Origin of the sequence: Aestuariicoccus sp. MJ-SS9 (assembly GCF_032586235.1) — a bacterium.
Lineage (GTDB): Bacteria > Pseudomonadota > Alphaproteobacteria > Rhodobacterales > Rhodobacteraceae > Aestuariicoccus.
In genome coordinates, this window is sequence record NZ_JAWHTD010000033.1 from 34,725 (window position 1) to 45,080 (window position 10,356).

At 66.6% G+C, this 10,356-nt stretch carries 13 protein-coding genes and 1 tRNA gene; 4 read left to right on the forward strand and 10 right to left on the reverse strand.

Annotation, left to right across the window (positions count from 1 at the left end; genetic code table 11):
- Positions 1 to 77: 77 nt before the first annotated feature.
- Positions 78 to 413, forward strand: a complete 336-nt coding sequence (locus tag RXV88_RS17790; protein WP_316294845.1) for a TfoX/Sxy family protein — start codon at positions 78 to 80, stop codon at positions 411 to 413.
- 57 nt (positions 414 to 470) lie between these two features.
- On the forward strand, positions 471 to 1,091 hold the full coding sequence (locus RXV88_RS17795) for a thiamine phosphate synthase (RefSeq protein ID WP_316294846.1): 621 nt from the start codon (positions 471 to 473) through the stop codon (positions 1,089 to 1,091).
- A gap of 3 nt (positions 1,092 to 1,094) precedes the next feature.
- Here RXV88_RS17795 and RXV88_RS17800 read toward each other — a convergent pair whose 3' ends face one another.
- The 3 genes from RXV88_RS17800 to RXV88_RS17810 all read right to left on the reverse strand — a co-directional run bounded on the left by RXV88_RS17800 (position 1,095) and on the right by RXV88_RS17810 (position 2,959).
- Positions 1,095 to 1,934 (reverse strand): lysophospholipid acyltransferase family protein, encoded by an 840-nt coding sequence (locus tag RXV88_RS17800; RefSeq protein ID WP_316294847.1) that lies wholly within the window; start codon positions 1,932 to 1,934, stop codon positions 1,095 to 1,097.
- Positions 1,931 to 2,695 (reverse strand): GNAT family N-acetyltransferase, encoded by a 765-nt coding sequence (locus tag RXV88_RS17805; RefSeq protein WP_316294848.1) that lies wholly within the window; start codon positions 2,693 to 2,695, stop codon positions 1,931 to 1,933. Before RXV88_RS17805 ends, RXV88_RS17800 begins: the two co-directional genes overlap by 4 nt.
- A gap of 75 nt (positions 2,696 to 2,770) precedes the next feature.
- A complete protein-coding gene (locus tag RXV88_RS17810) occupies positions 2,771 to 2,959 on the reverse strand; it encodes a DUF3553 domain-containing protein (protein WP_316294849.1) in 189 nt (62 codons plus the stop codon).
- A 28-nt stretch (positions 2,960 to 2,987) separates the two neighbouring features.
- Here RXV88_RS17810 and RXV88_RS17815 point away from each other — a divergent pair, with 28 nt between their 5' ends.
- Complete coding sequence (locus RXV88_RS17815; protein WP_316294850.1) at positions 2,988 to 3,425, forward strand: histidine phosphotransferase family protein; 438 nt, start codon at positions 2,988 to 2,990, stop codon at positions 3,423 to 3,425.
- Positions 3,426 to 3,599: 174 nt separating this feature from the next.
- Here RXV88_RS17815 and RXV88_RS17820 read toward each other — a convergent pair whose 3' ends face one another.
- From RXV88_RS17820 to RXV88_RS17850, 7 genes are all read right to left on the reverse strand, one after another.
- On the reverse strand, positions 3,600 to 4,865 hold the full coding sequence (locus RXV88_RS17820; RefSeq protein WP_316294851.1) for a glutamate-5-semialdehyde dehydrogenase: 1,266 nt from the start codon (positions 4,863 to 4,865) through the stop codon (positions 3,600 to 3,602).
- Positions 4,866 to 4,920: 55 nt separating this feature from the next.
- Positions 4,921 to 6,027, reverse strand: coding sequence for a glutamate 5-kinase (gene proB / locus RXV88_RS17825; RefSeq protein WP_316294852.1), 1,107 nt, complete (start codon positions 6,025 to 6,027; stop codon positions 4,921 to 4,923).
- On the reverse strand, positions 6,015 to 7,058 hold the full coding sequence (gene obgE / locus RXV88_RS17830) for a GTPase ObgE (RefSeq protein ID WP_316294853.1): 1,044 nt from the start codon (positions 7,056 to 7,058) through the stop codon (positions 6,015 to 6,017). Before obgE ends, proB begins: the two co-directional genes overlap by 13 nt.
- Positions 7,059 to 7,140: 82 nt before the next feature.
- Positions 7,141 to 7,692, reverse strand: coding sequence for a GNAT family N-acetyltransferase (locus tag RXV88_RS17835; RefSeq protein ID WP_316294854.1), 552 nt, complete (start codon positions 7,690 to 7,692; stop codon positions 7,141 to 7,143).
- A 199-nt stretch (positions 7,693 to 7,891) separates the two neighbouring features.
- Positions 7,892 to 8,161 carry a 50S ribosomal protein L27 gene (rpmA, locus tag RXV88_RS17840; protein WP_316294855.1) on the reverse strand — a complete coding sequence of 90 codons (270 nt, stop codon included), beginning with the start codon at positions 8,159 to 8,161 and terminating at the stop codon, positions 7,892 to 7,894.
- Positions 8,162 to 8,189: 28 nt separating this feature from the next.
- On the reverse strand, positions 8,190 to 8,786 hold the full coding sequence (locus RXV88_RS17845) for a 50S ribosomal protein L21 (RefSeq protein WP_316294856.1): 597 nt from the start codon (positions 8,784 to 8,786) through the stop codon (positions 8,190 to 8,192).
- 222 nt (positions 8,787 to 9,008) lie between these two features.
- Positions 9,009 to 9,821, reverse strand: coding sequence for a DUF2059 domain-containing protein (locus RXV88_RS17850; protein ID WP_316294857.1), 813 nt, complete (start codon positions 9,819 to 9,821; stop codon positions 9,009 to 9,011).
- A 155-nt stretch (positions 9,822 to 9,976) separates the two neighbouring features.
- On the opposite strand from RXV88_RS17850, the gene RXV88_RS17855 reads away from it, so the two are divergent.
- Positions 9,977 to 10,066 (forward strand) — tRNA-Ser (locus tag RXV88_RS17855).
- The last annotated feature ends 290 nt before the right edge of the window (positions 10,067 to 10,356 follow it).

The following is a 10,356-nucleotide window of genomic DNA, read 5'->3' on the forward strand; positions in this document are numbered from 1 at the left end:
AAAGAACAAGGCGCGTGCGAAACTTCTGGGGGATCGACATCCCCCGGCGTATGGTTGGCCACAAAGAAAGGGACACCATGCCAGCAGACCCCGGACTTGTGGACCTGATGCGCGACGATATCGGCGCGCGCCCCGGCCTGCGCGAAAAGCGCATGTTCGGCGGGCTGTGTTTCATGCTGGACGGGCATATGTTCTGCGGTGTGCACAAGGACGGCGCGATGTACCGCGTCGGCAAACCGCGCGAGGCGCAGGCCATGGCCCTGCCCGGCGCGCGGCCCATGGCCTTTACCGGCCGGCCCATGAAAGGCTTCGTCGAGGTCGCGTCCGAGGACATGGGCGATGACGCCGCCCGCGCCGAATGGCTGCGCCTGGCGCTGGAGAACGTGGCCAGCCTGCCGCCAAAATCGGCCTAGCCCCTTGGCACCGCTCCACTTTGCGCGGTATAGCCACCGCAACCGCAGGAGCGCACCATGGCAGAGCCCGAGCAGCCGCAGATTTACCTCATCACCCCGCCCGAATTCGACCTCAGCGCCTTTCCCGCGCAATTGTCGGCGGTGCTGGAAAGCGCCGACATCGCCTGTCTGCGCCTCAGCCTCGCCACCCGCGACGAGGATCGCATCCTGCGCGCCGCCGACGCGGTGCGCGAGGTGGCCCATGCCCATGACGTGGCGCTGGTGATCGACACGCATGTTGTTCTGGCGCAGCGGCTGGGGCTTGATGGCGTGCACCTGACCGATGGCGCGCGGTCGGTGCGAATGGCGCGCAAGGAACTGGGGCCCGACGCCATCGTCGGCGCGTTCTGCGGCCAGTCCCGCCACGACGGTATGAACGCGGGCGAGGCGGGGGCCGACTACGTCAGCTTCGGCCCGGTCGGCGCCAGCACGCTGGGCGACGGGGCCGTCGCACCGTTCGAACTTTTCGACTGGTGGTCGCAGATGATCGAGCTGCCGGTGGTGGCCGAAGGCAGCCTTGACGCCGATCTGGTGCGCGCGCTGGCCCCGGTCACGGATTTCTTCGGCATCGGCGAGGAAATCTGGGGCACGGACGATCCCGCCGCCACGCTTAGGGCGCTGACCGAGGCGATGGGCTGACCGTCAGTCCTCGGTCGCCTTGATCGCCAGCGCGTGCCCGTCGCGCACCTGGCCCTCCAAGTATCGGGCGAGCGATTTGCGGTTGGGAAATTCATCCACCGCGACAGGCGGATGATAGATCAGCTCGACCCGGCCCTGCCGTCTGGCCGCGAGCATGGTCACCAGATGTGGGCCAAAGTCCATATCCCCCCACCAGCCGTAGAACCGCGGATCGGCGCCACCGGGCGCGTGATAGACGACACTGACCGGCTGGATGCTCATGTCATGGCGCAGGTTTTCCGCGAAGAACGCCGCGAAGAGCGTTGATTTGAATGGCAAAACCCGCATTCCGTCGGTCGACGTACCCTCGGGGAAAAACAGCAGCCGATGCCCCTGCAACAACCGCTCGCGAAAGGTCTCGGTCTGGGCGGCGGCCTCGCGCGGGTCGCGGCGGATGAACACCGTGCCGGTCGCGCGGGCCAGCCAGCCGATCCCGGGCCAGCCCGCGACCTCGGATTTCGACACGAAATAGACGTTCTTGCGGGCGTTGAGCGCAAAGATATCCAGCCACGAGGAATGGTTGGCCACCACCGCGCCCGGCCCCTTGATGCGCGGGCCGCGCACCGTCAGCGGCAGCCGCAGGATAACAAAGGCCATCCGGCAGACGCCTTGCGTGATCCAGGGTGTGACCGGGCGGCGCATCCCGAAAACCGGACGCTCGACCAGCCGCACCAGCAACAAGAGCCCCAGACCCCCGAAGGTCACCGCCCCCAGCGCCCCGCCGCGCCAGGCCACGCGCCACCAGCCGCCCGGGCCGATGCGCGGCGGCGGGGGCGGGTCCTCGTCTGACCATGTCGGGCTCATGACGCGGCGTCTTTCGCGTAAAGCGCTTTTTGCCGGGCGTTCAGGCGGGCGGTGTCCATCACCATGCAAACATCGGTCGTGTTGAAGCCGTGGTCGACAAAGGCGCCCTCGCCCACCATGCCGCCCAGCCGCAGATAGGCCTTGATCAGCGCGGGCGTCTCGAGCATGGCGCGGCGGCGGTCGACCTTGTCGGCGGGCAGAATGTCCATCCGTTGGGCCACGCGGGCGCGCACGCGCAGCGCCTCGGGCGCGCGGTATTGGTGATGCAGGTTCGACAGCGGATGCGCCAGCGCCTGCGGATCGGTGCCGTGAAAGCTTGCCACGCCAAAGAGGATCTCGATCCCGTGGTCCTTCACGTAATCGGCGATCCCCTGCCAGAGCTGCATCATCGCCGTGCCGCCGCGGTATTCGCGGCGCAGGCAAGAGCGGCCCAACTCGAGCAGGCTGCGGCCCGAGCGGTAGAGCGGCGACAGGTCGTATTCCTCTTCGGAGTAGAACCGTCCGGCGGCCCGGGCGTGGTGGCACTGCATCAGGCGGTAGACGCCCACCACCGGATCGCCCGCCCGCTGGGTGTCGAGGACGAGCAGGTGATCGGCGACCTCGTCGAAGCGGTCCCGCTCCAGCCCCAGCGCGTGATCGACCGACCCGCCGGTCGCGCCCAGTTCGCGCGCGAAGACCTCGTAGCGCAGCCGCTGCGCGGCGCGCAGATCCTCTGTCGTTCGCGCCAGCCGGACCGAAAAATCGATTTTTGACAAGGACATGACAAAAGCCCCGTAATATTTGCGTCAATCCGGCAACGCGGCAGTATGGTTAACAATTCTTAAACCTTCTGGGGTCTAAGACGACGCATCGAATACCGGAACCAGAAAGACCCTTGTGCCGTCAATTGTCACTTTTCCTTCCTCGCGGAAGTTGACGGTTATGCGGCCGCCGATGTTCGATTGCACCTGGCCGGTGCCCCAATCCGGCCTGTCCGGATGCTGAACCAGCATCCCGGGTTCCAGAAGTGCGTTCATGTCTTCCATTTCTCACCTCTCGCTGCCGGAGCATGTGATGACCCAGGATACCATAGCGCTCGCCGCCCTGATCGGGTCGCGCATCTGTCATGATCTTATCAGCCCGATCGGCGCGATAAACAATGGGCTCGAGCTGATTTCGCTGTCCGGTCAGGCCGGGGCGAGCGGGCCCGAGATGGAACTGATCCAGCAAAGCTGCGACAATGCCACCGCCAAGATCCGGTTCTTTCGGATTGCCTTTGGCGGCGCAAGCTCCCAGCAGATCGTGCGCCATGCCGAGGCGCGGGAAACGCTGGAACAGCTGGCGGCGGGCAGCCGCATGCATCCGCATTGGGAGGCAGAGGTGAACCTGCCCCGCGCCGAGGTGCAGCTGGCCTATCTCGCCTATCTCTGCCTGGAAACCGCCCTGCCCATGGGCGGCGAGCTGACGGTCCGCCACGACGGCGCGCGTTGGCTTTTGACCGCGCACTCGTAGCGCATTCTGGATCTGGCCGATCTCTGGGCCTCTCTGGACGCCCCCGACGACCTCGGGCTCGCGGCGCCGGGCAACGTGCAATTCGCGCTGCTGGGCCTCGTGTCGCGCGCGACGGGGCGTTCGGTCAGCCTTGATCTCGGCGAAGACCGGATCGCGCTGACGGTCTGAGGGCGCTCAGCCGCGCGTCACGCCGTCGCCGGTCACCACGTATTTGAAGCTGGTCAGCTGCATCGCGCCCACCGGGCCGCGCGCGTGCAGCTTGCCGGTGGCGATGCCGATCTCGGCCCCCATGCCGAACTCGCCCCCGTCGGCGAACTGGGTCGAGACATTGTGCATCACGATGGCGCTGTCCACCCGCTCGATGAACAATTCGGCGGCGGCGGGATCCTCGGTCAGGATGCAATCGGTATGATTCGAACCATGCTCGCGGATATGCGCGATGGCGGCGTCGATATCGGGCACGACGCGGGCGGCGATGATCTTGTCGAGGAATTCGCGCCCCCAATCGTCGTCGCTGGCGGCGGTGGTGCCCGGAATGACCTGCAAGGTCTCGTCGGCACGCACCTCGACCCCGGCGTCGAGCAGCGCGCGAATGACGCCCTGCCCGACCGTATCCACCGCGTCGCGGTGGATCAGCAGGCATTCGGCGGCGCCGCAGATGCCGGTGCGGCGGGTCTTGGCGTTCAGCACCACGTCCAGCGCCTTGACCGGGTCGGCGGCGGCGTCGATGTAGATGTGCACGATCCCCTCGAGATGGGCAAAGACCGGCACTCGCGCCTCGCGCTGCACAAGGCCCACCAGGCCCTTGCCGCCACGGGGCACGATCACGTCGACATACTCGGTCATGGTCAGCAGCTCGGACACCGCCGCGCGGTCGCGGGTGGGGATCAGCTGGATCGCGTCTTCGGGCAGCCCGGCGGCCCTCAGCCCTTCGATCAGACAGGCATGGATCGCGCCCGAGCTGTGAAAGCCCTCGGACCCGCCGCGCAGGATCACCGCGTTGCCCGATTTCAGGCAGAGCGCGCCCGCATCGGCGGTCACGTTGGGGCGCGATTCGTAGATCACGCCGATCACACCCAGCGGCGTGCGCACGCGCTTGATGTGTAGCCCGCTGGGCTGGTCCCATTCCTCCATTACCTGGCCTACCGGATCCTCCTGCGCCGCCACGGCGCGCAGGCCCGTCACGATGGTCTTGACCCGGTCCTCGTTCAGCAAGAGCCGGTCCATCATCGCGTCCGACAGCCCCTTGTCACGGCCATAGTCCAGATCCTTGGCATTGGCCGCGATGATCGCGTCGCGCTGCGCCCAGACCGCATCGGCGGCCACCTCGAGCGCCTTGGCGCGCCGGTCGGCCGGGGCGAAGGCCAGCGTGGCGGCGGCGGCCTTGGCGCGCTGGCCGATGTCTTGCATCAGGGCGGGGATGTCTGCGAGGTCTTTCATGGGACGTGTCCAGTCGTCTGGCTTGGGGTGTGTGAGTGCGAAACCGGCGGGCGGATCAGAGCGCCATGTCGTCACGGTGTATTACCACGGCGCGGCCCGGGTAGCCCAGAATTTCCTCGATCTCCGACGAACGATGCCCCCGGATCGCCTGCGCCTCGGCGGCGGTGTAGCGGCTGAGCCCCTGCCCCAGCGCGCGCCCGTCGGCGGCGCGGATGGTCACCGGATCGCCGCGCCCGAAGCTGCCTTCGACCCGGGCGATCCCGGCGGGCAAGAGCGACGTGCCCCGCGCCAGCGCCGCCACTGCACCGTCGTCGAGCGTCAGCGTACCCTGCGGCTTCATCGCCGCGATCCAGCGTTTGCGGGCGGCGTGCGGGTCGAGCTGCGGGGTGAACCAGGTGGCGTTGGCCCCGTCCTGCAGCGCGCGCAACGGATGCAGCGGCGCGCCGTCGGTGATCGCCATCGCGCAGCCCGCCGCCGTGGCGGTCTTGGCGGCCATCAGCTTGGTCTTCATACCGCCCTTGGACAGGCCCGAACCGGCGTCGCCGGCCATCGCCTCGATCTCGGGGGTGATGACGTCGATGGTGTCGAAGCGGCGGGCGTCCGGGTCGCTGGAGGGGTTGGCGGAATAGAAGCCGTCCACATCCGACAGCAGGATCAGCTGATCGGCCGCCACCGTCACCGCCACCTGTGCCGCCAGACGGTCGTTGTCGCCATAGCGGATCTCGTCGGTGGCGACGGTGTCGTTCTCGTTGACGATGGGCACGGTGCCGAAGCCCAGAAGCGTCTCCATCGTGGCGCGGGAATTGAGATACCGGCGGCGGTCGGCGCTGTCCTCCAGCGTGACCAGCACCTGCGCGGTGGTGATGCCGTGGGGGGCCAGCGCCTCTTCCCAGGCGCGGGCCAGCCGGATCTGCCCGACCGCGGCAGCGGCCTGGGATTGTTCCAGCGGCAGATGGGCCGAGGCCAGCCCCAGCACCCCGCGCCCCAAGGCGATCGAGCCCGAGGACACCAGCACCACATCCGCCCCGCCGGATTTCAGCGCGGCCACATCGGCGGCGATCGAGGTCAGCCAGTCGCGGCGCAGCTGGCCGGTGACCTTGTCCACCAAGAGGGCCGAGCCGATCTTGACGACCAGCCGTCTGGCGTCGCTCAGGGTTGCCATGTCCCGCCCTCGTCCTCGTCTTCTTCGGCGGCCTTGGGGCGGCGGTTGCGGTCGACCCAGGGCCGCAGCTCGCGCAGCACCTCGGTCACGCCCTCACCGCTCGCACCGGACATATGCAGGATCTTGCCGGCACCCGCGGCCTGCAGCTCTTCGGTCAGGAACGTGCGTTCCTCGGCATCCAGCGCGTCGACCTTGTTCAGCACGGTCACCCGCGGTTTGTCCGCCAGCCCCGCTCCATAGGCGTCGAGTTCCGACAGGATGGTCTGGTAATCCTCGATCAGCGTGCCCGACGTGCCGTCGATCAGGTGCAAGAGCACCGCGCAGCGTTCCACATGACCCAGGAAGGTGTCGCCCAGGCCCCGTCCCTCGCTCGCGCCTTCGATCAGGCCGGGGATGTCGGCGACGACGAATTCGGTGTCGTCCACGCCCACGACGCCCAGATTGGGATGCAGCGTGGTGAAGGGGTAATCGGCGATCTTGGGCCGCGCGTTCGACGTGGCCGCCAGAAAGGTCGATTTGCCCGCGTTGGGCAGACCCACGAGACCCACATCGGCAATCAGCTTGAGCCGCAGCCAGATCGTGCGCTCGATCCCAGCCTGGCCGGGGTTGGCGCGGCGCGGGGCCTGGTTGGTCGAGGTCTTGAAATGCAGGTTGCCCCAGCCGCCATTGCCGCCCTTGGCCAGCAACACGCGGGCCCCCAGCTCGGTCAGGTCGGCCAGCACGGTTTCCTGATCTTCGTCGAGGATCTCGGTCCCGACGGGGACCCGCAGCAGGATATCCTCGCCGTCGCGCCCGGTGCGCTGACGCCCCATGCCCGCCTTGCCGTTCTCGGCGAAGAAATGCTGCTGATAGCGAAAGTCGATCAGCGTGTTGAGCCCGTCGACCGCCTCGACCCAGACGTCGCCGCCATGGCCGCCGTCGCCACCATCGGGGCCGCCGTATTCGATGTACTTTTCGCGCCGGAAGCTGATGCATCCGTTGCCGCCCGAACCGGAGCGGATGTAGACCTTGCAGAGATCGAGGAATTTCATGGAATGCGCTTTCAGGGCTGGGACGGCGGGGCAGCTTTAGCCTGCCCTGCCCGCGGCCTCAAGCGGCAGAGCGATGGCAGGGTCAGGCCGCCGCTGGGGTGTAACGTTTGATGTAGGTCCAGGTCGGCACAGTGGCGCCGCGCGCCACGCTGAAGGCCTCGGCATCGCCGATGTAGTCGAAGCCGCAGTTGGTCAGCACCCGGGCCGAGGCCGGATTGTCCTGAAACACCGACCCGAAGAGCGTGGCGTTCTGCATCGGGTTGGCATGCACAAGCGCACAGACCGCATCCGACGCAAGGCCCGTGTTCCAGAACGCGGGCGCGACCCAATAGCCGATCTCGCACTGGTTGCGATCCATCCGCGTCAGCGAAATCAGCCCCAACAGCTCGGACCCGCCGGATTTGGTGGCATCCATCGCCCAGACGTCTTCGTCGCGTTCGGCGGCCTGAGCGCGGGTCACGAAGGCCTCGATCGCGCCGGGCGGCATCGGGTGCGGGATCGACGTGGTCATGCGCGCCACGCGTTCGTCCGCGGTGTAAAGGCCGATCAGGCCCGCATCCGAGGCGCGCACCGGGCGCAGAGTCAGTCTTTCCGTTTCGACAACGGGCTGGTTCGAAGTGGTGTCGAGGCTCATGTGCATCTCCTCGGAAGCACGGGGGCGGGGGTCATCCGCCGCTTGCTCTGCTCCTCCACAGATGGGCACGGCGGCCCTGAATTACCATGGCGGGGGCGCAGGCCTGTGCGCCAAATTCACGCCGAAGTCGTTAATTCAGAAACGAAAAAGGGGACCGGCTGTGCTGCCGATCCCCTGTCTTGATTGCCTTCGGGTCGGCTTACTCTGCGGCCTCCGCCACTGGCAGGACCGAAATGAAGGTGCGGCCCTTGAGGCCCTTGTGGAAGGTCACAGCGCCATCGACGGTCGCAAAGATCGTGTGATCCTTGCCCATGCCCACGCCGTTGCCCGGCCAGAACTTGGTGCCGCGCTGACGCACGATGATGTTGCCGGGGATGGCGGCCTGACCGCCGTAGAGCTTCACGCCGAGGCGGCGACCCGCAGAGTCGCGACCGTTGCGGGAGGAACCGCCTGCTTTTTTATGTGCCATGAGTGTCTCTCCTGATTTCTACGGGCCCTCAGGCCAGTTCCTTGGCCTGCTCAACCCACTCGGGCTTGACCTTGGGGCCCTCGAAGGTGTCCGCGTCGATGGCGGCCAGCTGGGCGAAGGTGGTGATGCCCGCCTCGTTCAGCTTCTTCGCGGCGGCCGGGCCGACGCCGGTGATCTGGGTGAGGTCGTCACCTTCGGCGGCAGTGGCGGCGGCGGGCGCTGCGGCGGCTTTCGCCGGGCCCGGTGCGGCTGCGGCGGCCTTGGGGGCCGAGCCGGCGCCGATCGCGGCCTTGACGCCCGACTTGTCCGCGCCCGAGGCCAGAATGTCGGTCACGCGCACCAGCGTCAGCTGCTGGCGGTGGCCCTTGGTGCGCTGCGAGCTGTGCTTGCGGCGGCGCTTGACGAAGTGGATGACCTTGTCACCCTTGATCTGGTCGATCACCTCGGCCTGGACGGCGGCGCCGTCGACCGTGGGGCTGCCGACCACGACAGTGTCGCCGCCAAGCATCAGAATGTCGTTGAACTGAACGGTTTCACCCGTGTCGGCCGCCAGCTTTTCGATCCGGAGCGTATCGCCCGACTGGACCTTGTATTGCTTGCCGCCGGTTTTCATCACCGCAAACATGCGTCTATCCTTTGCTTCCGCGTCCTGTGGCCCCCGCCCTGCGGGTGTTTCGGCTTTCGCCGCCTCGAACAGCGCGCCCGGGTCCGGGCGTTGTGTCAGAAAATCATACGCCGGGCATGACACCCGGCGATGAGCCGCGCTTATCGGGTGCAGTGCGCCGATTGTCAAGCGTCTTTGTGCCGCCCGGCGAGGGCGTCCCGCCCCGCGTGGAACGGCGTACCGCTACAGCTCCTGCGCCTGCATCTGGCGCGCCGCCGCCAGACCCATCATGTAGGAAATATCGTTATACATCCGGTTGAACGCTGCAAAGAGCGCTGCGTTGAGCGCCCGCCCCGAGCGGGTCTCGGACAGGGCGGTGTAATCCTCGACCTCCTGGTCGGACAGCGGCCCATAAGCGAGGTTCAGATAGGCGTAAAGCCATTCGCGCGTGTCGGCGCCCGTCTCTTCCTCCTGGCTCCAGACGTCCGCCAGGATGTCCTCTTCCGACATCTCGAAGCCGCCGCCGTCGACGAGCCCGAGGAAAAAGCGATAACTGGCGTTCAGCGCCCCGACGACATTGGCCTCCAGCAGGTCGTTCGCCGCCACGAAGGCCCTCAGCGTGTCGAGCCGCGGGTCGTTCTCCATCTCCATCTCTCGAAAGACGGCGCGGGCCTCCTGCTCGACATGCGTATCGACCATGGCCCGGCGCGCGCCCAGTTCCAGCGACACGATCCGCTGGCCCAGATCGGACGAGAAGAACGCCAACATCGGCGGAATCGAGTCCTCGGGCATGGTCTCGCCAAAGCTTTTGCGGACGGCGTCGTACATCAGATCGGTGTCGTAGATGCGCGAGATCGTCCGGGCCCAGTCCGGCCCCGCCTTCCCGACCATCAAATCCGCCTCCATCTCGGCGCCGTAGGCGAGGCCCTCGTCGCGCATGATGTCGATGATCGCCGGCACCTGAAGCGCCTCCAGAAGATCGTCCGCCGGTTCGGCCGGCGCCGCAAGCGGCACGACGAAACAAGCGGCGATCACAAGGCATTGAACCAGGAACATGGGGAGGTCTTTCGTGCCGGAGACGCGTTGCATCCAACCTAGGCGCCTTGCCCGGCAATGCCAACCGCGCCGCCGCCCGGACGGGGCGAAATGACGCGCATAAATTCATGGTTGCGCACGGCCGCGCATGCCGCTAAACGCACCCCGACCCCCGCGGAGAGGTGCCGGAGTGGTCGAACGGGGCGGTCTCGAAAACCGTTGTGGGCGCAAGTCCACCCAGGGTTCGAATCCCTGTCTCTCCGCCACCAAGGCATAGAAACGTAACTATTTCCAAAGTCTTGTCTGGAAATGGGATTACATATCCACACATAATCCCCCACGCTGACGTGGACTGCCCCGGAAATTGCTGGATCAACGTGGCAAGTTGACGTCAAGTTGGTTCGTTTGAGAGGATTTGGGTGAGCAGGCTTATTCGGCGGCCAACAACAGAAGTTTATCACGGTCTTCTCTTTGCCGTTCTTAGGCTCAGGACCTATTGATTTCAGCGGAAGGGCATGATTCACCGCGCGAAAACAGAGCGGTGATATGTCTGATC

What these genes read in the sequence shown, in the direction of transcription:
- RXV88_RS17790 (WP_316294845.1), top strand. Translation starts at nt 78, where the DNA reads ATGCCAGCAGACCCCGGACTTGTGGACCTGATGCGCGACGATATCGGC.
- RXV88_RS17795 (WP_316294846.1), top strand. Translation starts at nt 471, where the DNA reads ATGGCAGAGCCCGAGCAGCCGCAGATTTACCTCATCACCCCGCCCGAA.
- RXV88_RS17800 (WP_316294847.1), bottom strand. Translation starts at nt 1,934, where the DNA reads ATGAGCCCGACATGGTCAGACGAGGACCCGCCCCCGCCGCCGCGCATC.
- RXV88_RS17805 (WP_316294848.1), bottom strand. Translation starts at nt 2,695, where the DNA reads ATGTCCTTGTCAAAAATCGATTTTTCGGTCCGGCTGGCGCGAACGACA.
- RXV88_RS17810 (WP_316294849.1), bottom strand. Translation starts at nt 2,959, where the DNA reads ATGGAAGACATGAACGCACTTCTGGAACCCGGGATGCTGGTTCAGCAT.
- RXV88_RS17815 (WP_316294850.1), top strand. Translation starts at nt 2,988, where the DNA reads ATGACCCAGGATACCATAGCGCTCGCCGCCCTGATCGGGTCGCGCATC.
- RXV88_RS17820 (WP_316294851.1), bottom strand. Translation starts at nt 4,865, where the DNA reads ATGAAAGACCTCGCAGACATCCCCGCCCTGATGCAAGACATCGGCCAG.
- proB (WP_316294852.1), bottom strand. Translation starts at nt 6,027, where the DNA reads ATGGCAACCCTGAGCGACGCCAGACGGCTGGTCGTCAAGATCGGCTCG.
- obgE (WP_316294853.1), bottom strand. Translation starts at nt 7,058, where the DNA reads ATGAAATTCCTCGATCTCTGCAAGGTCTACATCCGCTCCGGTTCGGGC.
- RXV88_RS17835 (WP_316294854.1), bottom strand. Translation starts at nt 7,692, where the DNA reads ATGAGCCTCGACACCACTTCGAACCAGCCCGTTGTCGAAACGGAAAGA.
- rpmA (WP_316294855.1), bottom strand. Translation starts at nt 8,161, where the DNA reads ATGGCACATAAAAAAGCAGGCGGTTCCTCCCGCAACGGTCGCGACTCT.
- RXV88_RS17845 (WP_316294856.1), bottom strand. Translation starts at nt 8,786, where the DNA reads ATGTTTGCGGTGATGAAAACCGGCGGCAAGCAATACAAGGTCCAGTCG.
- RXV88_RS17850 (WP_316294857.1), bottom strand. Translation starts at nt 9,821, where the DNA reads ATGTTCCTGGTTCAATGCCTTGTGATCGCCGCTTGTTTCGTCGTGCCG.